General features: G+C 73.3%; 24 protein-coding genes, 1 pseudogene and 1 riboswitch. Of the genes and pseudogenes, 19 read left to right on the forward strand and 6 right to left on the reverse strand.

Annotated elements, in window-relative coordinates; translation table 11 throughout:
* The first annotated feature begins 122 nt into the window (after positions 1-122).
* The 11 genes from JQN83_RS07010 (at position 123) to JQN83_RS07060 (ending at position 9,203) form a co-directional block, all read left to right on the forward strand.
* The gene (locus JQN83_RS07010; protein ID WP_208566211.1) at positions 123-692 is read left to right on the forward strand and encodes a sigma-70 family RNA polymerase sigma factor; all 570 of its coding nucleotides are present in this window, start codon (positions 123-125) and stop codon (positions 690-692) included.
* Positions 693-758: 66 nt separating this feature from the next.
* Positions 759-1,544: a zf-HC2 domain-containing protein gene (locus JQN83_RS07015; RefSeq protein WP_208566212.1), complete on the forward strand. Its 786-nt coding sequence runs from the start codon at positions 759-761 to the stop codon at positions 1,542-1,544.
* 94 nt (positions 1,545-1,638) lie between these two features.
* On the forward strand, positions 1,639-2,256 hold the full coding sequence (locus JQN83_RS07020) for a copper chaperone PCu(A)C (RefSeq protein WP_208566213.1): 618 nt from the start codon (positions 1,639-1,641) through the stop codon (positions 2,254-2,256).
* Between the two features lie 23 nt (positions 2,257-2,279).
* The gene (locus tag JQN83_RS07025; protein WP_208566481.1) at positions 2,280-3,491 is read left to right on the forward strand and encodes a Dyp-type peroxidase; all 1,212 of its coding nucleotides are present in this window, start codon (positions 2,280-2,282) and stop codon (positions 3,489-3,491) included.
* A 19-nt stretch (positions 3,492-3,510) separates the two neighbouring features.
* Positions 3,511-4,059: a copper resistance CopC family protein gene (locus tag JQN83_RS07030; protein ID WP_208566214.1), complete on the forward strand. Its 549-nt coding sequence runs from the start codon at positions 3,511-3,513 to the stop codon at positions 4,057-4,059.
* Between the two features lie 99 nt (positions 4,060-4,158).
* Entirely contained in the window at positions 4,159-5,634 is a 1,476-nt protein-coding gene (locus tag JQN83_RS07035; RefSeq protein WP_208566215.1) for a PepSY-associated TM helix domain-containing protein, read from the forward strand.
* Positions 5,635-5,795: 161 nt separating this feature from the next.
* Positions 5,796-5,864, forward strand: a riboswitch (cobalamin riboswitch).
* Between the two features lie 60 nt (positions 5,865-5,924).
* Complete coding sequence (locus tag JQN83_RS07040) at positions 5,925-6,128, forward strand: CbtB domain-containing protein (protein ID WP_208566216.1); 204 nt, start codon at positions 5,925-5,927, stop codon at positions 6,126-6,128.
* A complete protein-coding gene (locus JQN83_RS07045) occupies positions 6,119-6,934 on the forward strand; it encodes a CbtA family protein (protein WP_208566217.1) in 816 nt (271 codons plus the stop codon). Before JQN83_RS07040 ends, JQN83_RS07045 begins: the two co-directional genes overlap by 10 nt.
* Entirely contained in the window at positions 6,931-7,548 is a 618-nt protein-coding gene (locus JQN83_RS07050) for a histidine phosphatase family protein (protein WP_208566218.1), read from the forward strand. The genes JQN83_RS07045 and JQN83_RS07050 overlap by 4 nt, the downstream gene beginning before the upstream one ends.
* A gap of 195 nt (positions 7,549-7,743) precedes the next feature.
* Entirely contained in the window at positions 7,744-8,418 is a 675-nt protein-coding gene (locus tag JQN83_RS07055; protein WP_307799070.1) for a TOPRIM nucleotidyl transferase/hydrolase domain-containing protein, read from the forward strand.
* Complete coding sequence (locus JQN83_RS07060) at positions 8,415-9,203, forward strand: ankyrin repeat domain-containing protein (protein WP_208566220.1); 789 nt, start codon at positions 8,415-8,417, stop codon at positions 9,201-9,203. The genes JQN83_RS07055 and JQN83_RS07060 overlap by 4 nt, the downstream gene beginning before the upstream one ends.
* 96 nt (positions 9,204-9,299) lie before the next feature.
* Here JQN83_RS07060 and JQN83_RS07065 read toward each other — a convergent pair whose 3' ends face one another.
* Both JQN83_RS07065 and JQN83_RS07070 read right to left on the reverse strand, forming a co-directional pair.
* Positions 9,300-9,914: a dihydrofolate reductase family protein gene (locus tag JQN83_RS07065; RefSeq protein ID WP_208566221.1), complete on the reverse strand. Its 615-nt coding sequence runs from the start codon at positions 9,912-9,914 to the stop codon at positions 9,300-9,302.
* Positions 9,915-10,036: 122 nt separating this feature from the next.
* The gene (locus JQN83_RS07070; protein WP_208566222.1) at positions 10,037-10,210 is read right to left on the reverse strand and encodes a hypothetical protein; all 174 of its coding nucleotides are present in this window, start codon (positions 10,208-10,210) and stop codon (positions 10,037-10,039) included.
* Positions 10,211-10,444: 234 nt separating this feature from the next.
* Here JQN83_RS07070 and JQN83_RS07075 point away from each other — a divergent pair, with 234 nt between their 5' ends.
* The 3 genes from JQN83_RS07075 (at position 10,445) to JQN83_RS07085 (ending at position 12,538) form a co-directional block, all read left to right on the forward strand.
* Positions 10,445-11,083 (forward strand): hypothetical protein, encoded by a 639-nt coding sequence (locus JQN83_RS07075; protein WP_208566223.1) that lies wholly within the window; start codon positions 10,445-10,447, stop codon positions 11,081-11,083.
* 113 nt (positions 11,084-11,196) lie between these two features.
* Complete coding sequence (locus JQN83_RS07080; RefSeq protein WP_208566224.1) at positions 11,197-11,709, forward strand: RNA polymerase sigma factor; 513 nt, start codon at positions 11,197-11,199, stop codon at positions 11,707-11,709.
* Positions 11,699-12,538 carry a hypothetical protein gene (locus tag JQN83_RS07085; RefSeq protein ID WP_208566225.1) on the forward strand — a complete coding sequence of 280 codons (840 nt, stop codon included), beginning with the start codon at positions 11,699-11,701 and terminating at the stop codon, positions 12,536-12,538. Before JQN83_RS07080 ends, JQN83_RS07085 begins: the two co-directional genes overlap by 11 nt.
* Positions 12,539-12,588: 50 nt before the next feature.
* Here JQN83_RS07085 and JQN83_RS07090 read toward each other — a convergent pair whose 3' ends face one another.
* Complete coding sequence (locus JQN83_RS07090) at positions 12,589-13,119, reverse strand: P-loop NTPase family protein (protein WP_208566226.1); 531 nt, start codon at positions 13,117-13,119, stop codon at positions 12,589-12,591.
* Positions 13,120-13,354: 235 nt separating this feature from the next.
* Between JQN83_RS07090 and JQN83_RS07095 the strand changes: the two genes are divergently transcribed.
* From JQN83_RS07095 to JQN83_RS07115, 5 genes are read left to right on the forward strand one after another with little or no spacing between them, the layout of a single operon-like run.
* A complete protein-coding gene (locus JQN83_RS07095) occupies positions 13,355-15,037 on the forward strand; it encodes an extracellular solute-binding protein (RefSeq protein WP_208566227.1) in 1,683 nt (560 codons plus the stop codon).
* A complete protein-coding gene (locus JQN83_RS07100; RefSeq protein WP_208566228.1) occupies positions 15,034-16,056 on the forward strand; it encodes an ABC transporter permease in 1,023 nt (340 codons plus the stop codon). Before JQN83_RS07095 ends, JQN83_RS07100 begins: the two co-directional genes overlap by 4 nt.
* Positions 16,053-16,976: a carbohydrate ABC transporter permease gene (locus tag JQN83_RS07105; RefSeq protein WP_208566229.1), complete on the forward strand. Its 924-nt coding sequence runs from the start codon at positions 16,053-16,055 to the stop codon at positions 16,974-16,976. Before JQN83_RS07100 ends, JQN83_RS07105 begins: the two co-directional genes overlap by 4 nt.
* A gap of 58 nt (positions 16,977-17,034) precedes the next feature.
* Positions 17,035-17,652 (forward strand): heme ABC exporter ATP-binding protein CcmA, encoded by a 618-nt coding sequence (gene ccmA, locus JQN83_RS07110; protein WP_307799071.1) that lies wholly within the window; start codon positions 17,035-17,037, stop codon positions 17,650-17,652.
* Position 17,653: 1 nt separating this feature from the next.
* The gene (locus tag JQN83_RS07115; protein WP_208566230.1) at positions 17,654-19,069 is read left to right on the forward strand and encodes a DUF6297 family protein; all 1,416 of its coding nucleotides are present in this window, start codon (positions 17,654-17,656) and stop codon (positions 19,067-19,069) included.
* A 17-nt stretch (positions 19,070-19,086) separates the two neighbouring features.
* Here the strand turns inward: JQN83_RS07115 and JQN83_RS07120 are convergent, their stop codons facing one another.
* The 3 genes and pseudogenes from JQN83_RS07120 to JQN83_RS07125 all read right to left on the reverse strand — a co-directional run.
* Complete coding sequence (locus JQN83_RS07120) at positions 19,087-20,790, reverse strand: hypothetical protein (RefSeq protein ID WP_208566231.1); 1,704 nt, start codon at positions 20,788-20,790, stop codon at positions 19,087-19,089.
* Positions 20,791-20,910: 120 nt separating this feature from the next.
* Positions 20,911-21,381 (reverse strand): cellulose binding domain-containing protein, encoded by a 471-nt coding sequence (locus tag JQN83_RS32840; protein ID WP_307799085.1) that lies wholly within the window; start codon positions 21,379-21,381, stop codon positions 20,911-20,913.
* Positions 21,373-22,440, reverse strand: a pseudogene (locus tag JQN83_RS07125) (PQQ-dependent sugar dehydrogenase); the annotation flags it as partial. The pseudogene JQN83_RS07125 and the gene JQN83_RS32840, both read right to left, overlap by 9 nt.
* Between the last annotated feature and the right edge of the window lie 107 nt (positions 22,441-22,547).

A 22,547-nucleotide genomic window follows, 5' to 3' on the forward strand; every position in this document is an offset into this window, starting at 1 on the left:
GCCGGCTCCCGTCCGTACCAGTGGGCGAGGGTGACGCCGGGTATGCCGTACGCTCACCCGAGACCTACTACACCCCGTCGTTACGGTTGGCGGGCGTGCGCGACCGGACACGGAGGTAGCAGGTGAGCGACGACGACGCGGAGGTCACCGCGTGGGCGCTGGCCGCGGGTCGGGGTGACCGGGAGGCAGCAGCCCGGTTCATCCGGGCCACCCAGCAGCACGTACGACGGTTCGTCGCCCACCTGATCAGTCCGGCCGAGGCCGACGACCTCACCCAGGAGACGTACCTGCGGGCGATGCGGTCGCTGCCGTCGTTCGCCGCCCGGTCGTCGGCCCGGACCTGGCTGCTCGGCATCGCCCGGCGCACCGCCGTCGACCACGTACGGGCCGCCACGTCGCGCCCGCGCACCGTGCCGTTGTCCGAGTGGCACGACACCCCGGACACCCGGGGCAGCGGCTTCGACGGCGAGGTGGTCCTCAACGACCTGCTGTTGGCCCTGCCCGCCGACCGTCGGGAGGCGTTCGTCGCCACCCAGGTCCTCGGCCTGTCCTACGCCGAGGCGGCCGAGGTGTGCGGCTGTCCGGTCGGCACCATCCGGTCCCGGGTCGCCCGGGCCCGGGAGGATCTCGTCGTGCTGGTCGAGGGCAACCCCCGCTCGATCCGCCGCCGGCCCGGAAGCGCCGCCGGCTGACCGCTGACCTGGGTCGCGACCACGGTCCACGGGAACCAGCAGGCCCCCCGGTCCGACTACCGGTACATGGGGTGTGAGCAGTGGCGTGAGATCCTGTCGGCGCAGCTGGACGGCGAGGAGACCCCCGCCGAGCGGATCGCGGTCGACGCCCACCTGGACGGATGCACGGGCTGCCGAGACTGGTGTGACCGGGCCGCGACGGTGACCAGACGGTCCCGACTGGCCCTCTCCGGCCCCGCCCCCGCCCACGGCCAGCGGCGTCGGGTGGTGCCCGGCCCCGATCTCACCGACGCCGTCCTGGCCGCGCTCCCCGCACCCCGCCGGCTCCGCGACCGGCTCGTGTTCGCCCTGCGCACCGGGCTGGCCCTCATCGGCGCACTGCAACTGGTGCTGGGACTGGCCCAGGTCGGGCGGGGCCCGGCTGCCGGTCACGCCCACGGCGCGCTCGACACGCTGACCTCCGGGCACCTGTGGCACGAGTCCGCCGCCTGGAACATCGCCGTCGGCGCGGGTTTCCTGTTCGTCGCGGCCCGGCGCACCCCGACCAGCGGGCTCCTGCCGACCCTGAGCGCCTTCGTCGGGGCACTGGTGCTGCTCTCGGCCAACGACCTGGTCACCGGGCGGGTGGAGCCGGCCCGGCTGGTCAGTCACGGTTTCCTGCTCACCGGTTACCTGATCGTGGTCGCCCTGTCCCGACCCCGGCTGCGACCCGACGGGCCGGCGGGCCGCGACCACCGCGACCGTCCCGCGTGGCGGCTGGCCGCGCACGACGTACCGACCGCCACGCCGCCCCTGCGCCTGGTGCCGCCGCACGTCGGTTCGGCGCGGATCCGCGACCGGTCGGCGGCCTGACCGGCCACGAAACGTCGATGCCGACCGGCCGGAACCTCCAGGGCCCGGTGACCGACCAACGGGACAGAGCACCAGCACAACGGAGGAAGAACCCATGCGCCCCACCCGTCCACTCGGCTCGTATCGACGCCCGTCGGTCGTCCTCGCCACCACCGCCGCAGCGCTGCTGGCGCTCGGCACCGCCGGCTGCGGCCCGGCCGATCCGGCCGCAGCTCCGCAGTCGAGCGCTTCGGCCCCGGCGAGCGCGGTCACGGGGGTGGTCGACATTCGTGACCCGTGGGTGAAGGCGGCCGACAAGGGCATGACGGCGGCCTTCGCGACCCTGGTCAACGGCGGCGACGCCGACGTGACGCTGACCGGTGCCACGACGTCGGTGTCGCCGATGGAGCTGCACGAGATGACCATGAAGGACGGAAAGATGGTCATGCGGCAGAAGGAGGGTGGCATCGTGATCAAGGCGAAGGGCACCCATGTCCTGGAGCCCGGCGGTGATCACCTGATGCTGATGGACCTGCGTCAGCCGGTGCAGGCCGGTGACGCCCTCACCGTGACCCTCACCTTCGGCGATGGCCGGACCCAGCAGTTCACCGCCGTGGCGAAGCCGTTCACCGGCGCGCAGGAGAGCTACGCCCCCGGCCACGGCGCTCCCATGCCGAGCATGAGCGGGCAGCCGAGCATGAGCGGGCAGCCGACGACGAGTCCGGCGTCGTGACCACGACCCCGCCCGCCCGGGCGGTGAGCCGGCGGGGTCTGCTCGCCGGTGGGGCGTTGGCCGCGGGTGGCGCGGTGGCCGGCGCGGCGGTGGTCGCCGCCGCTACCGGTGACCAGGCCGGTGGCCCGCCTGCGGCGGCCGCGCCGAGCCCGGTGGCGGCCGTCGGTGCGCTGGTCGAGCCGTTCCACGGTCTCCGGCAGGCCGGGGTCACCACCGAGCCACAGGCGCACGGTGCGTTCGTCGCGTTCACCCTGCGGCCGGGCACCGACCGGGCGGCGCTGGGCCGGTTGCTGCGGCTGCTCAGCGACGACGCCGCCCGGCTCACCCAGGGCCGGCCGGCGCTGGCCGACACCGAGGCGGAACTCGGGTTGCTGCCCGCCCGGCTCACCGTGACCTTCGGTTTCGGCCCCGGCCTCTACCGGGCCGCGGGCGTCGACGACCGCCGGCCGCCGTCCGTGGTGGACCTGCCGGCGTTCCGTGTCGACCGGCTCCAGCCGGCCTGGTCCGGTGGGGACCTACTGGTGCAGATCTGCGCCGACGACGCGGTCACCGTCGCCCACGCCCAACGGGTGCTGATCAAGGACAGCCGGCCCTTCGCCACCGTCCGTTGGGTGCAGCAGGGCTTCCGGCGCAGCCCCGGTGTCGAGCCGGCCGGCCACACCCAACGCAACCTATTCGGTCAGCTCGACGGCACCGCCAACCCCCGCCCCGGCCCGCCGTCGGACACCGCCGTGTGGGTGCCCGACGGCCCGGCCTGGCTCAAGGACAGCACCACCCTCGTGGTCCGCCGGATCAGCATGAACCTGGAGACCTGGGACCTGCTCGGCCGCACCGACCGGGAACTCGCCATCGGCCGCCGCCTCGACACCGGCGCCCCGCTCACCGGCACCGCCGAACACGACGAACCCGACTTCGCCGCCACCGGCGACGACGGCCTCACCGTCATCCCGGACTTCTCCCACCTCACCCGGGCCCACGTCACCGACGACCGGCTGAAGATCCTGCGCCGGCCCTACAACTACGACGGCACACCCACCCCGCAGGGGCACGCCGACAGTGGACTGATCTTCGCCGCCTACCAGGCCGACATCACCGCCCAGTTCCTGCCGATCCAACGACGACTCGCCGACCGGGACCTGCTCAACGAATGGACCACCCCGATCGGCTCCGCCGTGTTCGCCGTCCCGCCCGGCTGCCCACCCGACGGCTGGATCGGTCAGCAGGTGCTCGGATGAGCCGGCCCGGTAGAGCGTCATGATCACCTCGACCTGCCGGCTCGCCGCCGCGCTGCTGGCCACCGTGCTGGCGCTTCTCGTCGCCGCAACGCCGGCCTGGGCACACAACAGCCTCACCTCGGCCTCACCGGCTCGGGAGGCGACCCTGTCCCGCGCACCCACCGAGATCACGCTCGAGTTCCTGGCCCGGCTGGACCCGGCCTTCACCACCATCGTGCTCACCGACGGGACGAAACGACGCGTCCCCACCGGCGATCCGGTGGTCGACGGGACGAAGAGCACCGTCCAGGTGACGGACACCCTGCCCAACGGGACGTACACCGTCGCGTACCGGGTGGTGTCCGCCGACGGGCACCCGGTGCAGGGGTCGTACCCGTTCACCGTGGCCGACCCCGCCGCGCCCACCGTCGCCCCCAGCACCGCGTCGGCCGCCCCGGCCACCGCCGCGGCCCCGGCCGGGGACGACGACGGTCGGGGCACGGTCCTGGGCGTGGCCGGCGGCGCGGTGGCCGCCCTGGCGGTGGCGGCGGGCGCGCTGCGGTGGCGACGCCGGTCGACTCGCCGCTGAGGGCGGGCCGGCGCGACGCCGGCACCACGAACGCGGGCTGATCCGCCCGTAGGCACGGGACGACCATCGGTACCTCCCGACGATCTCGATCGGATGATTATGTCTGTCACTGAGTTGCCCGGCCCGTCGAGGCCGGAACCCGCCCCACCCGCCGACCCGCCCGTCCGGTCCACCCGGGGTGGTTCACCGTTCGGCGCGTTGCTGCTGCGGCTGCACTTCTACGCGGGTGTGCTGGTCGCGCCGTTCCTGGTGGTCGCCGCGCTGACCGGGTTGGCGTACACCGTCGCGCCGCAGGTGGACGGGGTGCTCTACGGCGACCGGACGACGGTGGCCGAGGTGGGTGAGCGGCCACTACCGGTGGCCGACCAGGTCGGGGCGGCCCGCAACGCACACCCCGAAGGCAGTGTCGCCTCGGTGCAGCCGGGAACGGGTGACCAGGCCACGAGGGTGGTGTTCGCGGCCCCGGAGTACGGGGAGAAGCAGCACACCGTGTACGTCGACCCGTACACGGCACGGGTGCAGGGGCAGCTCACCACCTGGTTCGGGTCCACCCCGGCCACCACCTGGCTGGACGACCTGCACCGCAACCTGCACCTCGGGGCGGTCGGCCGGCACTACTCGGAGCTGGCCGCGAGTTGGCTGTGGATCATCGCGCTGGGAGGGGTCGTGCTGTGGTGGCGACGCCGCCGGGCCTCCCGGGCCACCGTGCGGCACCTGCTCGTGCCGGACCTGTCCGCCGCCCGGGGGGTCCGCCGGACCCGGGGCTGGCATGCCACCCTCGGGATCTGGCTCACCGTCGGCCTGTTGTTCCTCTCGGCGACCGGGTTGACCTGGTCCCGGTACGCCGGAGCGAACTTCGGCGCCGGCCTCGACTCGCTCGACGCCCGCGCCCCGCTGCTGTCCACCGCCCTCACCGCGACGCCGAGCGACCCGGCCGACACCGACGGCGGTGGTCACCACGGTGCGTCCGGGGCGGGCGGGGTGGTCGAGTCGGCCGCCCTCGACCGGGTGCTGACCGCCGCCCGGACGGCCGGGCTGGCCGGCCCGGTCGAGATCGCCCCGGCTGCGGAGCCGGGCTCGGCCTGGACGGTCACCCAGGTCGACAACACCTGGCCGGTCGCGAAGGACCGGGTCGCCGTCGACCCCGCCACGGCCACCGTCACCGCCCGCAGCGACTTCGCCGACTGGCCGCTGCTGGCCCAGCTCAGTGGTCTCGGCATCCAGGCCCACATGGGCGTGCTCTTCGGCCCGGTCAACCAGCTCCTGCTCGCCGCGCTGGCGCTCGGGCTGCTCTGCGTCATCGTGTGGGGCTACCGCATGTGGTGGCAACGGCGACCCACCCGCACCGACCGGCGCGCGCTCGTCGGCACCCCACCGGCCCGGGGCGGCGTGCGGGCCGTACCGCGGTGGGTCCTGCTCGTCGGCGTGCCGTCGACGGCGGTGATCGGCTGGGCGCTGCCCCTGTTCGGGCTCACCCTCCTGGCCTTCCTCATCGTCGACGTCGTCCTGGGCGCGACCTCGCGACGGCGTCGGCGCACCACCACCCCCACGTCACCCGCACCCGCCGGTCGATGACCGGTCCCGGCCGGTTGTCGCGCGACGGCCGGCCGGGACCGTCGACCCGTCACAGGCGTCGGGCTTCCGCCCGGGGTGGCTCACATTCGTCAGGGTGACGATTGACCAGTCGGGGGTCGCGCCGTTACGGTCGACCTACTATCTGCGGCGTCGCGAGGTAAGCCGGTGAGATTCCGGCGCGGTCGCGCCACTGTGAGCGGTTCCGTCGACGACGGTGCCACGAGCCAGGACGCTCGGTCGTCCGCAGCCTTGCGATGGGGACGCGTCATCCCCGGGAAGGTTCGTGTCCCATGTCGAGTTCCACTCCCACCCAGTCGCTGGTGCAGCCCGTCGGGTCGGCCCGCGTGTGGGGGACGGCCCTGGTCGTCGTCGGCGTACTCCTCCTGCTCACCTACCTGGTCGCCTTCGATCAGGGCGCGATCTCGCGCAGCGGCATGTACCTGCACGAACTCATGCACGACGGGCGGCACCTGCTCGGTGTCCCGTGCCACTGACCACACCCCACAGTCCACCCACGTTCGCCACCGTCCTGCTCCGCGGTCTGCTCGCCGGTCTCGTCGCCGGCCTGCTCGCGGGGGCGTTCGGCTATCTCGTCGGTGAGCCGCGCATCGAGGCGGCCATCGCGATCGAGGAGTCGGCCACCCACACCGGGCCGGTGGCCGACGACCACCACGCGGACGACCTGGTCGGTCGGGGCGGGCAGCGGGCCGGCCTGTTCCTGGCCACCGGGCTGTTCGGGACCGCGATGGGCGGCCTGTTGGCGACGGCGTACGTGCTGCTGCGCCGTCGCCTGCGCAGCACGGACGACGGCCGGTCGGTGCTGCTGCTCGCCGGTGGCACCCTGGTCGGCGCGGTGCTCGTGCCGTTCGGGAAGTACCCGGCCAATCCACCGGCGGTCGGTGATCCCGACACCATCGACCAGCGCACCGTCGCCTATCTGGCGCTGGTGGTCCTCGGCCTGGTGGCGGTCTGGGCGGGCACCCTCGGCTACCGGTCGGTGCGCGCCGACGCGCCGGTCTGGCAACGGTTCGGGGCGGGCGTCGGCGGATTCCTCCTGGTCGCCGTCGTCGGCTATGTGGTCCTGCCGTCGTTCCAGGAGGTTCCGGACGACTTCCCGGCGACCCTGCTGTGGAACTTCCGGTTGGCCTCGCTCGGCACCCAGGTGGTGCTCTGGACCGCGATCGGCCTGTTGTTCAGCGCCCTGATGAGTCGGGGCGGCGGACGGCCGAGAAGCGAGCGGCACGCAGGCGACCGCCCCGGTGAGCCGGCGATCGGTCAGGGCACACCGGCTCACCCGTGAGCGCGACCAGCCTGCGGCTGGTCGCCCACGCGCACACCGGCGCCCTGCGGCGCGGGGTGTTCGGCGCGGGTGACGACGACCTGGACGAGGGCGGCCGGCAGGCCGCTCTCGCCCTCGTCGGCCCTGACCGGCGCACTCCCCTGGGCCGGGTGGACCTCTGCCTGACCAGCCCGGCGGCGGCAGCGGCGCAGACCGCGTACGCCCTCGGGCTGCGTCCCACGGTCGAGGCCGCGTTGGCGGACTGCGACTACGCCGCCTGGGCCGGGCGGAGCCTGGCGGACGTGGGGGCGCGGGAGCCCGAGGCGTTACGGCAGTGGTGGGAGAGCCCCGAGGTGGCACCGCACGGCGGGGAGTCCCTCGCCGCACTGCGCGACCGGGTCGGGGGCTGGCTCGACGGTCAGCTCGCCCCGGGTGTCCGGATCGCCGCGGTGACCCATCCGATGGTGGTCCGGGTGGCGATCGTGCACGCGTTGCAGCTTCCGATGGCCGTGTTGCCCAGCCTGGACGTCGCCCCGCTGGCGGTGGTGCGGCTCAGCCGGCACGGCTCCCGGTGGCGGCTCCAGTTCACCGCGCCGCGGGTCGGACCGGGTTCGGAGCGCAGGCCGACCGGGTGATCAGCAGGTCGCCGGTCGCCCGGACACGTTCCGGGAACCACGCGGCCGAGGGCTACGCCCCCCACTGCTCCGCCCGCCACGGCCCGGCCGCTTTCCGGTGCCCGGTCCACCGCCCGGTCGAGGTGTGCCGCCGGGCCGCCGACCGCCGCCGAATCCCGGTGGCGGCCCCGGCCGGTGGTTGCGAGACTGCCACCCGTGCGAGAGCCCGACCGTTTCCGCGCCGCCGTCCGCGCCTGGGCGGCCGGCGGCGCGGACGCGGCGGGGGCCGCGGTGATCGCCCGCCGCCTGGCCGGTGCCGGGGTGGCCACGGTCGTGCTCGTCGAGGGGGTCAGCGACCGGAGCGCGGTCGAGGCGTTGGCCGTGCGGCGTGACCGCGACCTGACCGACGAGGGCGTCTATGTGCTGCCGATGGGGGGCGCGATGAGCGCCGGCCGGTTCCTGCGGCTGCTCGGCCCGCCGGGTCTCGGCCTGGCCGTCCGGGGTCTCTGCGACGAGGCCGAGGAGGGGTGGTTCCGGCGCGCTCTGGAGCAGGTCGGCCTCGGCGTCGACCTGAGCCGGACCACGATGGAGGCTCTCGGCTTCCCGGTCTGCGTCGCCGATCTGGAGGACGAGCTGATCCGCGCGCTGGGTCCCTCCGGTGTCGAGGACGTCCTCGACACCGAGGGTGACCTGCCCAGATTCCGGGTCTTCCAGAACCAGCCCGCCCAGCGCGGTCGGTCCGTGCAGCGGCAGCTACGCCGGTTCCTGGGCACCACCAGCGGCCGTAAGGCGAGGTACGCCGCCGCACTGGTGCACGCCCTCGATCTGGACCACGTCCCCCGACCGTTGGACCGGGTGCTCCCCCGACGGCGGGTAGGGTCGCCAAGGTGACGGGTGACCTCCTGCTGCTCGCGGTCGACAACCCGCTGGCGGCCACGGTGACCGGGGCGATCCGCAGCGGCGACCTGACCACGCTGCGGCGGCTGCTCACCGCACACCCGGGGCTGGCCACCGCGCGCCTGGTCGACCACGTCGGCGGGGCCCCCGGTGCGAGTGCGATGTCCCGCACGTTGCTGCACGTCGTCACCGACTGGCCGGGCCGGTTTCCGCACGGAGCGGCCACCGTGGCCGCCCTGGTCGCCGCCGGCGGCGACGTCGACGCCCGGTTCGTCGGACCGCACCGGGAGACCCCGCTGCACTGGGCGGCCAGCTGCAACGACGTGGACGTCATCGACGCGCTGCTGGACGCGGGTGCCGACATCGAGGCTGCCGGGGGCGTGATCGCCGGCGGTACGCCGCTCGCCGACGCGCGGGCCTTCGCCCAGTGGCGGGCGGCGTACCGGCTCGTCGTCCGGGGGGCCCGCACCACCCTCACCGACGCGGCCACGCTCGGCCTGCTCGACCGCGTGGAGCGGGCCTGCACCGACGTCGTGCCGCCGTCGGCGGACGAGATCGACGTGGCGTTCTGGGGTGCCTGCCACGGCGGCCGGCAGTCCTGCGCCGGGTACCTGTGGGAGCGGGGCGCCCAGCTCAACTGGGTGGCACCGTGGGAGCACCGCACCGCCCTGGACGCGGCCGTCCGGCGCGGTGCCACCGAGCTGGTCGTCTGGTTGCGGGCCCGGGGGGCCGTCACCGCCGCCGAGCTGGATCGGCGCACGCCCGGCTCAACCCGCTAGCCGGTACGCCGGCCGGGTCGCCGCCGCGGACCGCCGGCCGGACACCCCCGCGACGCCGGTGGCGCGACGACGGGACGGCCCGCGCGGGCCGGGCGGCTATTCTCCCGCCGACAGTTGCTCCTTGGCCCCGTCGTAGCCGACCGTGGCGGGCGACTCGACCGGCGCGTAGACCACCCGGATCACCCCGGTCGGGAACACCTCCGCCGTGGCCACCCGCAGGTGGTACGGCGCGTCCCCGTCGTCGAACAGTTTGCGGCCCTTCCGCGCCGCCACCGGGTGCACCAGCAGCCGCAGCTCGTCGACCAGTCCGGCGGCGAGCAGCTGCTGCACCACGGAGATCGACCCGGGGATGAGGACGCCACCGATGCCGGTGTCGTTCCTGAGCGCGGCGACGGCATCGACGAGATCGCCGTCGAGCAGCTCGGAGTTGCGCCAGGGGAACTCCCGGGGCTGCCGGGAGACGACCACCTTGCGCAGGTCGCCGAGCTGCTTGGCGAACGGCGCGTCGTCGCCGCCCGCCGTCTCCCGGTCGGGCCACGCCCCGGCGAAGCTGTCGTAGGTCTCCCGGCCGAGGAGGAGCACGTCGGCGGCGTCGTAGTCCTCGTTGACGGCCCGGCCCATGTTGTCGTCGAAGTACGGGAAGTGCCAGTCGGGGTCGATCTCGGCCACGCCGTCGGCCGAGATGAAGAGTGTGGAGATGACCTTTGCCATCGGAAAGGTCCCTTCGAGTCGGAAGATGTCGCTTGTCGGACCGGCACAGCATCCCAAACCCGTCGGCCGCGCACCCGCCCATGGGCCACCCGCACCGCGTGTCGCTCCGTGGGCTGCCCGTCCTACCCACGCAGCGTGAAACGGTAGTCGGCGGGTGGGACCGAGCCGGGTGTCCCCGACGCCCTCGAAGACACCGCCGCACCGAAGCCGTCCTCGTGCCACCCCGGCCCCCACTCCGCGTGCGCTTCCCGCCAGGCGTCGTACAGCTGGACGGCGGGTGCGATCAGCTCGGGCACCCGACGACGGTACCCGCGACCCGCCCGGCCGACCGACCGGACGGGTGGGCCCGACGTCACGGATCCGTCACCGGTGGTGTCGGAAGAGCCGGTGGTGCCGGAGAAGATCGTGGGGTGGGACTGAAACCGGGCGACGGTGTGGAGCGTCCTGAAGGGTGAGTCGGGCGGGACGCCGACACCGGGCCGGTGCGACGACGGACCTGCCGACCACGTCCACAGGTGGAGGAGCGGACAATGGTGATGAAACGATGGCTCGCGGGTGCCGGGTTGCTGGCGCTGACCGGGGCGCTGGCGGCCTGTGCGGTGGACACCCGGCCCGGGGCCGACGGTGGGCAGGCGGGCCCGGCGCAACGGGACACCACGGCCGTGGCGGACAGCGTACCGGTGGGATTGTCGGCCACGCTGCCGACGGCGACCAGGGCCCCACGCGGGTTCACCGGCACCCGGCAGTACACGATCGTCCGGGTCGGCGCGTTCGAGAGCGGCCTGTCGCTGACCGACTCCGGGCGGCTGGCCGAGGTCGACGACGACCAGGGCCGGCAGCTGTTCGTGCCGACCCCGCTGGGTGGGCAGAAGTACCTCGTCAAGTCGTACTCCCGGGCCAGTGCCGGCCCGCTCTGCTGGCGGGTGCATAATCCCGGCAACAGCAAACCGTTGGAGGTTCGGGCCGCCACGTGCAACGCCGATGATCCCCGCCAGCAGTTCGAGATCTTCGCCGCGACCGGCACCACGCCGTCCTACCTGATCAGCAACGCCGGGGCGTTCCTGCGGGACTCCGCACGCTCCGGCCTCATCCTCGAGGAGCTGGGTGACGCCCCGCCGACGAGCAGCTTCCGGTTCAACGACAACGGACCGGCGCCCGCCGCCCGCTGACGGCAGACCGGTCGGATCGGACGGGTGCGCCGCCCCGTCCGATCCGACCTGGGCAGGGTGGGTCCTGGGCGTGGCGGGATCGGATGCGACCGGCCGGGTGGAGAGCGTGATCGATGCGTGACGCCGAGGAGTTCGACGCCTTCTACGCCTCGTCGGCGCAACGGGTGCTGGGGCAGGTGTACGCGATGCTCGGCAGCCGTACCGAGGCCGAGGACGCGGTGGCCGAGGCGTACGCCCGGGCCTGGAGCCGGTGGGCGACGGTGCGGGAGTGCGACAGCCCGGAGGCGTGGGTACGCAAGGTCGCCTACCGGGTGGCGGTGAGCGCGTGGCGCAAGGCGGTGAACCGGGTCACGGCGCACCGGCGGGAGGCGACCGGGCAGCAGGTGGAACCGGTCTCCGTCGACCACGTGGTGTTGGTCGACGCGTTACGGCACATCCCCTCCGAGCAGCGCCGGGCCATCGTGCTGCATCATCTGGTCGGCCTCAGCGTGGCCGAGATCGCCGCGGAGACCCGGGCGAATCCGAACACCGTCAAGACCCGGTTGGCCCGGGGCCGTCAGGCCCTGGCCAGGTACCTGAGCGATGACGGACATCAGACGACGGCCGGGAGGAGCCATGGGGCCTGACGACATGCTCGACGAGGCCCTGCGCGGGTTGGCCCGACAGGCCGGACAGACCGGTCGGCTCGCCACCGTCGCCGAGGTCCGTCGGCGCGGTGACAGCCGGCGTCGGCGTCGGCACATCGCGACCGCCGCGCTGGGCATCGCCCTGCTGGGGGCGGTGGGTGCCGGTGCCACCGTGGTCCACCTCGCCGGCACTGGGCGCACCACTCTGCCCGCTGGCCCGAGCGGTACGACGTCGGGCCCGACGCCGGGGGCCACCCCGTCCACCGGGCCGACCCCGGACACCTCGACCACCGGGGATCCGACGTCCGGGTCGCCCCGGGCCACCCCCAGGGGCACACCCAGCGCCACCCCCAGCGGGTCGAAGAGTTCGGCGTCCACCGACCCGCTACGGCTCGGACAGCGCCGCTACGTCGTCCTGCGGTCCGCCGCGATGGAGTCCGTGGTGTCCCTGCTCGACGACGGCAGTCTCGGCGAGGTCGACGGCGACGAGGGGCGCAGCCTGTTCGTGTTCGTGCCCCAGGGGTCCGGCACCTATCTGGTCCGTACCGCCGAACCGAACGCCGAGGGTGACCGGGACTGCTGGCAGGTCCGGTCGGCGGGGTCGGAGCCGCTCACCGTCGTGGCGGCCGCCTGCTCGCCGGACGAACCGAGGCAGCTGTTCTCGATCGTGGTGCACAGCTCGGGCGGCGGCCAGCGGACCTACGCCCTCAGCAACAGCTCCGCGTACCTCCGGTACTCCAACCAGCGCGGGCTGATCCTGGAGGAGCTCGGCGACGCTCCCCTGGACACGGTGTTCCGGTTCGTGGACAACGGGCCCGCGCCCAAGTGAGGACGGTCCGGGGCGCGGCGGCGTCCCGGCCGCTCACCTGTCCCGGCCGCTCACCGTCGGGGCAGTGTGGCCAGCCAGCGGTCCAGCTCGGTCGGGGAGCGGAACAGCAGCACCGGTGGTCCCGAGGGGTCGGCCTGCCAGGCGCGCATCCGTCGCCGCGCCCGGCCGAAGGCGCTGACGTGCCATACCAGGATCGAGTCCCGGGACAGCACGCTGCGCAGTGACTCGCGGTTGCCGTTGCAGATCTCCTCCCCCGTCACCAGCCGGCGCAGGGTACGACGCAGCAGCCGGCCGAACGAACGCCAGCGGGGGTAGTCCAGGGCGACGACCAGGTCGGCGCGGGCCAGCGGCACGTCCCGCCACCCGTGGTAGGCCCCGTCGAGGATCCACCGGTCGCCCCGGCAGACCTGCGTGATGCGGTTGCGCTGCTCGGCGACCGGCACCTCGACCCAGCCGGGTTGCCACAGCAGGTCGTCGACCGGGTGCCACGGCAACCGCAACCGGTCGGCCAGCGCCGCCGCGAGGGTGGACTTGCCCGCGCCGTACACCCCGTAGACCAGGATCCGGGACGGTGCGCTCATCCGGGCAGCCTACGCAGCGGGTACGGGGTCCGCACGGCGTGCCCGGGGCGGTCCGGCGCGACGGTCGCCGGGCCCGGGCGGCCGGTCGCCGGTCGGCACGGCGGGTGTCGATGCCTCTTGTCGGAATCTCCCGCCGTCCATTAGTTTGTTTAACATCCAGACCAACTAGCTTCACCTCCACCTGCTCCACCCCGACCTGCGAACCCGCTACCCAGCCCTTCTCGAAGGGGGACCGATGACACCCCAGCAACCCGGCTCGACTGCCTCGCGCCGACACTTCCTCGGCCTGGTCGGCCTCGGCACGGCCGCCGTCGCCGGCGGCGGACCCCTGCTCGCCGGGTGCTCCGAGAAGCCGGCCGGCTCCGGCGCCGCGCAGAACCTGGACGCCTACGCCGATCTGCTGCCGACGCACAAAGACCTGGCCCAGAGCATCAAGCCCGACATCATCGGCACCCGCCCGGTGCCCGACGGCTACACGAAGTACCCGACCTCGCTGGTCGACGCGATCACCGAGCGGCCCGGCACCAGCGGCAAGGAGATCACCGCGATGACCCCCGCCTGGGGTCCGGCCCCGCCCGGTGCGGCGCAGAGTGCCTACCTACAGGCGGTGAACGCGAAGCTGGGCACCCCGGTCAACTTCACCATCCAGGACGGCAACACCTACGCCGACAAGCTCAACGCGATGCTCGGCGCGCGGGACGTCCCGGAGCTGCTCTGTGTGCCCGGCTGGGAGGTGCAGAAGATCCCGCGCTTCTCCGAGGCGATCAAGGTGCTCTTCGAGGACCTCACCGACTACCTCAAGGGTGATGCGGCCAACGCGTACCCGATGTTGGCCTCGTTCCCGACCGGGGCCTGGCGCAACTCGCTGTGGAACGAGCGACTGGCCGCCGTGCCCAACCCCACCGACGGGCCGTTCCCCTGGGCGTTGTTCACCCGCAAGGACCTGCTCGACGCCCGAGGGCTGGCCGTGCCGGCGTCGCTCGACGACCTGCTCGCCGTGGCCAAGCAGGTCACCGACCCGGCCAAGAAGGTGTGGGCGTTCGACAACGTCTTCGAGATGATCCAGATGTACCACAAGGTGCCCGCCGCCAAGCAGGGCTGGCGGCTGAAGGCCGACGGCACCCCGGAGTTCAAGTACGAGACCCCGGAGTACCGGCAGGCCGTGGAGGTGATGGCCAAGATCTACAAGGACGGTCTGGTCCACCCCGAGATCGTCGCCAGCAAGGGCGCGGACAACGTCCAGCTGTTCGCCAAGAACGGCGCGATCGTCTTCACCCGCAACGGTGTGGGCTTCTGGCAGGGCGCCCAGGCCGAGCACCAGAAGGTCAACCCCAAGCTGAACATCCAGCCGGTGCCGGTCTTCTCGGCCACCGGCGGCGACCCGCTGGTCTGGGGCGACGACGAGCCGATCTCCTTCACCTTCGTCAAAAAGGGTCTCGGCAAGGAGCGCGTCGAGGAGCTGCTGCGGATCATGAACTGGTGCTCCGCGCCGCTGGGCTCGCAGGAGGCGCAACTGCGCGACTACGGGGTGGCGGGCAAGCACCACACCAGCACGCCGAACGGGCCGGTCAAGACCGACCTGGCGTTCAAGGAGATCGCCAACCAGTACTTCTTCATCAGCGGTCGCAACCCGACCATCGGCCCGTACCCGGAGACCCCGAACTACGTGCCGGACCTCCTGACCTACTCCAACGACATGGTCAAGTACCTGGAGAAGGACCCCTGGGACGGGGTGAAGCTGGAGATGCCGGCCGCGTACAAGGCCAATCAGGTGCCCACCGAGGACAAGATCACCGACATGCTGCGGGGTCGCCGGCCGCTCTCCGACATCGACGCCATCGTGCAGGAGTGGAAGGCCAACGGGGGCGAGGAAGCGCGGGAACTGCTCGCCAAGTCGCTGCCCAAGGCCGGGCGATGACCACTCGCGACACCACCGTCGCGGCCGGGTCCGACCGGACCCGGCCCGACGGGCCCACCCGGGCGGGACGCCGCCGCCCCGCCCGTCGTCCGCAGGTACCGCTGCGTACCCGGCTGGCCCGGGACTGGCAACTGCTGGCCATGGTGACGCCCGGCTTCCTCGTCCTGCTCGTCTTCAGCTACCTGCCGATCCTCGGCAACGTCATCGCCTTCCAGGACTACAACCCCTACCTCGGGGACAACCCGTTGCAGGCGTTCGCGCGCAGCAACTGGATCGGCTTCGGGCAGTTCCAGCTGCTCTTCGAGGACTCGGCCTTCTGGGAGGCGCTCCGCAACACCCTGGCGATCACCGCCTTCCAGCTGGTCTTCTTCTTTCCCGTGCCGATCTTCCTGGCGATCATGCTGCACAACCTGCTCTCCAGCCGGTGGCGCGGCTTCGTGCAGACCGTCGTCTATCTGCCGCACTTCTTCAGCTGGGTGCTGGTGGTCAGCTTCTTCGTCGCCATGCTCGGCGGCGCCGGCCTGCTGGCGCAGACCATGCGCGACGCCGGGATGCAGCCGTGGAACGTGATGACCAACCCGGACACCTTCATCATCCTGGTCACCGCCGAGGCGGTCTGGAAGGACGTCGGCTGGGGGACCATCGTCTTCCTCGCCGCACTGTCCACCATCGACACCAGCCTCTACGAGGCGGCGGCGGCCGACGGGGCCGGCCGGTGGCGGCGGCTGTGGCACATCACCCTGCCCGGCCTGCGCCCGGTGATCGTGCTGCTGCTCATCCTGCGGCTGGGCGACGCGCTCTCGGTCGGCTTCGAACAGTTCCTGCTGCAACGCGACGCGGTGGGCCGGCAGGCCGCCGAGGTGCTCGACACCTTCGTCTACCACTTCTCCATCGCCACCGGGAACTACGGCTACGGCGCGGCGGCCGGCCTGTTCAAGGCGGCGATCGGGCTGGGCCTGATCCTGGCCGCCAACCGGGTCGCCCACCTGCTCGGCGAACGGGGGATCTACTCGAAATGACCGAGACCGTCGCACTGCGGGCCCGCACCGGGCGCGACCGCCGGCCCGTCTGGGAGGAGCCACCGACCCGGATCGGCCAGGGGTTCAAGGCCGCCTTCCTGGGTCTGCTCGTGCTCAGCGTGCTCTTCCCGCTCTGGGTGATCCTGGTGACCAGCCTGTCCTCCCGGGAGACCCTCGCCGAGGCCGGCGGCATCGTCGTCATCCCCCGGGGCATCGACACCGCGGCCTACGAGACGATCTTCGCCGGTGGGGCGGTCACCCGGGCGCTGTGGATCAGCACGCTGGTCACCGTCATCGGCAGCGCGCTGGCGTTGACCGTGACCGTGCTGGCCGCGTACGGGTTGTCCCAGCCGCGTTCGGTGGGCTACCGCTGGCTGCTGATCTACTTCCTGGTCCCGTTCCTGGTGTACCCGCCGTTGGTGCCGAAATACCTGGTGGTGACCGGGCTGGGCCTCAAGGACACCATCTGGGCGCTGATCCTGCCGCCGGCGATCAGCGTGTTCAACCTGGTGGTGGTGCGCGGCTTCTTCCAGGGCATCCCGCAGGAACTGCTGGACAGCGCCCGGGTCGACGGGGCGAGCCACTTCCGTACCCTGGTGCGGATCGTGCTGCCGCTGTCCCGGGCGGTCATCGCCGTGGTGGGGCTGTTCTACGCGGTGAGCTACTGGAACGTCTGGTTCGACGCGCTGCTGTTCATCGACCGCAACGACATGTACCCGATCCAGCGGGTGTTGCAGAGCTACCTGCTGGCCGGCCAGGCCCCGCACACCTCCGGCGGCAGCACCGGGGTGTCCATGCCACCGACCGAGGCGATCAAGATGGCGGTGGTCGTGCTCACCGTCGCCCCGATCGTCGCGGTCTACCCGTTCATCCAGCGGCACTTCATCAAGGGTGTGCTGATCGGCGCAGTCAAGGGCTGACCGCTGCGGCGGGACCGGGTCGACGGCCACACCGGCCCGCGTGCGACAGTGGCTGGTTGTGAGCACACTTGCCGTACGCGGGCTGACCCGCCGGTTCGGCGCGCTGGTCGTCCTCGACGACGTGCGCTTCCAGCTCGACGCGGGGCAGGTCGCCGTCGTCGTCGGGCCCAACGGCTCCGGCAAGACCACCCTGCTGCGCTGCGTCGTCGGGGCGGACCGCCCCGACGAGGGCGAGGTCCTGCTCGACGGCCGACGCTGCGACGAGACCGACCCCCGGGTCCGCGCGGCGGTCGCCGCCGCCCTCGACGACATCGACTTCTTTCCCGACCTGTCCGTCGTCGAACACCTCGAACTGCTCGCCTACGCCCACGGCGGCACCGCCGACCCGGTCGAGGAGGTACTCACCGAGCTGGGTCTCGAACCGGCCCGCGACCAGCTTCCGGCGACCCTGTCCAGCGGCCAGCGCCGCCGCCTCGCCCTCGCCTCCTGCTTCGTGCGCCCGCGCCGGTTGCTCGTCCTGGACGAACCGGAGCAGCGCCTCGACGTCCGGGGCCGGGCCTGGCTGGCCCAGCGGCTGCTGCGGGAGAAGGCAGCCGGCACGGCGGTGCTGATGGCGTCGCACGACACCGAACTGATCGACGCGGTCGCCGACCGGCGGATCGAGATCGGCGGCTGAGGTGACGTCGACCAGGACCTCCCCACCACCGGTGGTCGGGCCCACGCCCCGGCAGCTGCGGACCGGGCTGCGACGGGCCCGCCGTCGCCACCATCCCGGCTCGCTCGGCGAGGTGCTCACCGACGCCTACGTCGTGGTCCTGTTCGTCGCCCTGTACGGCTGGTTCGCGGTCGCCGCGATCCGCGACCACCTGGCGGCCCCGCAGGTGACCCGGACCGACCCGGGCGACAGGTACTGGATCGCCGTCGCCGCCGTGACGGCGGGGGCCGGGCTCGCCTGGTGGGGCCTGCGGCTGACCGGGCCGCTGCTGGTCACCCCGGCCGCGCAGACCTGGCTGGTCAGCTCACCGGTGGACCGCCGGGCGTGGCTGCTCCCCCGGTTCGGTGGCCTGGTCGGCGGCGGCACCATCGGTGTCGGGCTGCTGGCGGTGGCAGCCGCGTACGCCGGTGGCCTCGACCGCCCCGTCGACCTGGGCTGGGCGGCGTTGGCCGGCCTCACCTGCGGGGCCACCGCGACCGGGTGGGCCGTCGTCGCCCAGAGCGTCCGCCCCACACCCCGCTGGGCGGGACGGCTCGGCGTCGGTCTGTCCGCCGCCGGGGCGACGATCGCGGTGCTGGTGGTGCTCGGGCACGCCGCCGGGTGGTCCCTCCCGCTGCCGCCGGTGTCGCTCACCGCCGGCGTCGGCCTGGTGCTGCTGCCGGTCGCGGTGGCGTCCACCGTCCGTGCGCACCGGCGGCTGCCCGGGGTGGACCGGGCGGCGCTGACCACGGGCGCGCAGTTCGCCAACGCCGCCACCACCGCCGCCGTGCTGCTGGATCCGTCGCTGCTCGCCGCGCTGGTGGAGAGCCGCCGGTGGCGCGGGATCGGCCTGGTGCGCGGGCGGCCCTTCCGTGCCGGTGGTCGGTTGCGGGTGCTGCTCCAGGCGGAGGTACGCCGGTTGTCGCGCCGCCGGGGTGCCCTCGTCGGCTGGGTCGGGGCGCTGCTGACCATGTACGCCGTCGCGGTGGCGCTGCCGTCGATCGCGGGTCCCGCGCACCTGGTGCTGGCGTACCTGGCGACGGGCGGGCTCACCGGCGGGCTCCGCGCGATCAGCCGCGCACCGGGCCTGCGACGGTCCCTCGGCGGCAACGACGCCCTGTTGCGGCTGACGCATCTCGTCGTGCCGGGCGTCGGCGCCACCCTCTGGTATCTGGCCACCCTGCCCGCCCTGCGGCCGGTGCCCGTCCCGCTCGACGCGGTGCTGCTGCTCGGGGTCGTGGCGGCGGCCTTCTGGGCCGGCACCCGCCCACCCATGCGGTACGGCGGTGCGGTGGTCAACACGCCGTTCGCGATGGTGCCCGTGGACCTGGTCCGGCAGGTGCTGCGCGGCCCGGACCTGGTCGCCGTGCTGGTGGTCGTCCAACTGCTCGCGGGGTGACGGTGGCGGCCTGGCGCTCAGCGGGCCGGCAGGCACACCTTCCCGGTGAACGCCGGGTCGGGTTGCCGGTTGCCCGCCCAGGCCGGGTTCGCCGCGATCGGCAGCGGCGGCGCCTGCCAGGCGGCGGCGAAGCTCTGCATCAGCGGGTACTCGGCCCGGGTGTGGGCGATCGGCTTGCCGGTCAGGAAGTCGATCAACCGGTCCTGGAGCAGCCTGCGGTCCAGCAGGCCACCGTGCACGCCGGGGATCTGGTAGACCGGAATCCGGCTGTACTCCCCCGGTGGCGCCTCGGTGGCCGTCGCGGTGGGCAGGAAGGCGACCATCCGGACCCCTGGCACGGGACACATCAACTGGTTGCGGTAGAACGGCGCGTCGTCGAGCAACGACCGGATGAACGGCTCGTCGGGGCCGCCGCCGACGTCGGCGAGCCCGAAGATGGCCCGCAGTTGCCAGCCGGTGACCACCCCCCAGCCCTCGTCGTGGTGCGGGGGCGGGTAGTAGGCCCGGCCGGCGTAGATCAACGGGCTGAACATGACGAGGATGTCGACCGTCGTGTCGTGTCGCCGGGCGAGATAGGTGCGGGCCACCATCGCCCCCTCGCTCTCCCCGATCAGCGCCACCCGCCGTCCGGTGCGCCGGTGCAGCAGCTCCACCTGCCGGGTGAGCAGCGCCACGCTGTCCGCCATCGACCGGGTGGTGTCCGCCGACCGGTACGCGAGCGGCTTCCCGTCGGGGTCGAGCCCCCGGTAGGAGAAGCGCTGCACCCGGGGGTCGGACGGCTGCTCACCGCCGTAGTCCGAGCCGTAGCCGGTGAGCACGATCACCGCGTGGGTGACTGCGGCGGGCAGCGGTCGTTCCAGCACCGCCGTCCTGATCCACTGCTCGTTTCCCGGGACCAGCTCGGTCACCGGCGGGATGACCAGCGGCACGGCGACGGCCAGTAGCGCCGCCAGCGGGGTCACCGGCACCCGGGCCCAACGCACCCGTGAGGGCAGCAGCGCCGCCCGTACGGTCCGGTTCCACAGCACCCCGTTGAGCGCCCCCGCCACCCCGGCCACGGGCACCGTCCACCAGCCGGGCACCACCCAGCACAGCGCGCCGGCCACGGTGAGTACCACGAAGTTCAGCAGTGACCAGCCGACCAGCGAGATCGACGGCAGTCCACGCCACCAGTGCTCCACCACGGCCACCCGTTGCAGGAACGGCGCGAGCAGGAACATCGGCAGCAGCGACGCCAGCAGCACCCAGGACAGGGCGACCACCGACGCCGCCACCGAGATCGCCGCCCAGGGCGCGACGAACCCGCCGACCAGCACGCCGAGCACGACGTTGCGGCGCAGCAGCCAGCCCAGTGCCGGCCGGGGCACCCCGGCCGGCCAGGCCAGCAGCACCAGGCCGGTGGTGAACAGGCCCCGGGCGACCAGCACGTAGGTCAGCCAGAGCGCGAACTCCCACCACGACCGGTGGTAGACGTAGAGCCACCGCAGGTCGTGGTAGGTGTCGTACGGCCACAGGGCGGTGAGCTGCGGGGGGATGCCCTGGGCGGCCCGGAATCCGAGGGCGACCAGCACGGTGGCCTCGATCATCGGCACCAGGCTGGTCACCAGCAGCAGCCCGACGAACCTTCGGTTCAAGACCACCCCGTTCCGCCGCACCGTGCGCGATAGCGTCCCTCGCAGGCTCCACCGGAACGACGGCCGGCGTCGGCGAATCCGGCACATTGCCCCGGTTCGACCGACGCCGGGGTGTCGGCGACGACGCGACCGTGTCACCCGGACGGGCCGGCTGGCACGGCGGACGGCGGCCGGCCCGGGGGTGCCCCGGACCGGCCCCGTCGTGGCTCACTGGACCAGGCAGACTCCCCCGTTGAACTGGAACGCGGCCGGGCGTGGGTTGCTCGCGCCGGAGGTGCCCTGGACGCCGAAGCTGACCGTGCCGCTCTGCGGCACGGTGCCGTTCCAGGCGGCGTTACGCGCGGTGACCGCGGACCCGGACTGGGTGACCTGCGCGTTCCAGGCGTTGGTGATCCGCTGGTCGGCCGCGAAGGACCAGGTCAACGTCCAACTGGTGACCGGGAATCCCAGGTTGGTGATCGACACCTCGGCGGTGAACCCGCCGTTCCACTGGTTGGGCTGCCAGACGACCCGGCAGGAGACGGGCGGCGGGGTGCCCGGCGGCGTGGTGGGCGGGGGCGTGGTCGGCGGCGGCGTGGTGGGCGGGGGTGTGGTCGGCGGAGGCGTCGTCGGGGGTGGGGTGGTGGGTGGCTGGCTGGTGGGGGGCGGGGTGGTGTCCTTCGGCGGGAAGCGCAGGATGCGGTCGTCGGTCGACGCCGGGGTGCCACGCCCGTCCCGGTTGCTGGTGGTGACCCAGAGCCAGCCGTCCGGCCCGTACTCCACGGTACGCAGGCGACCGTACGCGCCGGTCAGCTCGGCGGCCGGGGTGCCGACCCCGCCGGTGCCGGTGAGCGGCACGGTCCACAGCCGGGTGCCGCGCAGGGCGGCGACGAAGAGCCGGTTGCCGGCGACCGCCGCGCCACTCGGGGACGCCTCGGCGGTCGTCCAGACCAGCAGCGGGTCCCGGAACCGTGGGTCGTTGGCCCGCCCCTCGACCGTGGGCCAGCCGTAGTTGCCGCCGGCCACGATGAGGTTGACCTCGTCCCAGGTGTTCTGCCCGAACTCGGCGGCGTAGAGCCGCCCCTGCGCGTCCCAGGTCAGGCCCTGCACGTTGCGGTGCCCGAGGCTGTAGACCAGGGAGCCGGCCGTCGGGTTGTCCGACGGCGCGGACCCGTCCGGACGCATCCGGAGGATCTTGCCGTTGCGGCTCTGCGGGTTCTGCGCGTTGGCCGTCTGCCCCGCGTCACCGACCCCGGCGTAGAGCATCCCGTCCGGGCCGAAGGCGATCCGCCCGCCGTTGTGGATGGTGGAGCGGGCCAGTCCGGTGAGGACCGGCTCCTGGTTCTGCGGGGCGCTGAGCCGGAACCGGACGATCCGGTTGTCGGTGGTGGTGGTGAGGTAGACGTAGACGTAGCCGTCCTGGGCGTACCCCGGGGAGACCGCGAGGCCGAGCAGGCCGCCCTCGCCGCTGGCGTTCACGCCGGAGATCTGGGCCACCTGTTCCGGGGCCTGACCGGGTCGGACCCGTACCACCTGGCCGGAGTTGCGCAGCGCGGTCAGGGCGCTGCCGTCGGGCAGGAAGTCCATCCCCCAGGGCACCGTCAGGCCGGTGGCGACCACCTGGGGGCGGGTGAAGTCGAAGTCGCCGACGGCCAGGGTCGCGGCGGCCGGGGCCGGGTCGGCCGGCGCGGCCCCGGCGAGCGTGGCGGTGCCGACGCCGGTGGCCGCCAGCCCCGCCGCGACCGCTGCCGCCACCATCGAACGGACTCTCACGTCGGGCACCTCCAGAGCAGTAAGTGACTTGTGTCAATATAGCCCGACCTCGGTGAAAGCCGCAGCGGTGGACGAAACCGACGCCTGCCGTC

The sequence above is a fragment of the Micromonospora antibiotica genome (assembly GCF_017599305.1).
Taxonomy (GTDB): Bacteria; Actinomycetota; Actinomycetes; order Mycobacteriales; family Micromonosporaceae; genus Micromonospora; species Micromonospora antibiotica.

Bases quoted from the DNA above. Each gene is read 5' to 3' on its own strand.
- JQN83_RS07015 (WP_208566212.1), top strand. From the start codon at position 759: ATGGGGTGTGAGCAGTGGCGTGAGATCCTGTCGGCGCAGCTGGACGGC.
- JQN83_RS07020 (WP_208566213.1), top strand. From the start codon at position 1,639: ATGCGCCCCACCCGTCCACTCGGCTCGTATCGACGCCCGTCGGTCGTC.
- JQN83_RS07030 (WP_208566214.1), top strand. From the start codon at position 3,511: ATGATCACCTCGACCTGCCGGCTCGCCGCCGCGCTGCTGGCCACCGTG.
- JQN83_RS07035 (WP_208566215.1), top strand. From the start codon at position 4,159: ATGTCTGTCACTGAGTTGCCCGGCCCGTCGAGGCCGGAACCCGCCCCA.
- JQN83_RS07040 (WP_208566216.1), top strand. From the start codon at position 5,925: ATGTCGAGTTCCACTCCCACCCAGTCGCTGGTGCAGCCCGTCGGGTCG.
- JQN83_RS07065 (WP_208566221.1), bottom strand. From the start codon at position 9,914: ATGGCAAAGGTCATCTCCACACTCTTCATCTCGGCCGACGGCGTGGCC.
- JQN83_RS07075 (WP_208566223.1), top strand. From the start codon at position 10,445: ATGGTGATGAAACGATGGCTCGCGGGTGCCGGGTTGCTGGCGCTGACC.
- JQN83_RS07080 (WP_208566224.1), top strand. From the start codon at position 11,197: ATGCGTGACGCCGAGGAGTTCGACGCCTTCTACGCCTCGTCGGCGCAA.
- JQN83_RS07085 (WP_208566225.1), top strand. From the start codon at position 11,699: ATGGGGCCTGACGACATGCTCGACGAGGCCCTGCGCGGGTTGGCCCGA.
- JQN83_RS07090 (WP_208566226.1), bottom strand. From the start codon at position 13,119: ATGAGCGCACCGTCCCGGATCCTGGTCTACGGGGTGTACGGCGCGGGC.
- JQN83_RS07095 (WP_208566227.1), top strand. From the start codon at position 13,355: ATGACACCCCAGCAACCCGGCTCGACTGCCTCGCGCCGACACTTCCTC.
- JQN83_RS07100 (WP_208566228.1), top strand. From the start codon at position 15,034: ATGACCACTCGCGACACCACCGTCGCGGCCGGGTCCGACCGGACCCGG.
- JQN83_RS07105 (WP_208566229.1), top strand. From the start codon at position 16,053: ATGACCGAGACCGTCGCACTGCGGGCCCGCACCGGGCGCGACCGCCGG.
- JQN83_RS07120 (WP_208566231.1), bottom strand. From the start codon at position 20,790: ATGTGCCGGATTCGCCGACGCCGGCCGTCGTTCCGGTGGAGCCTGCGA.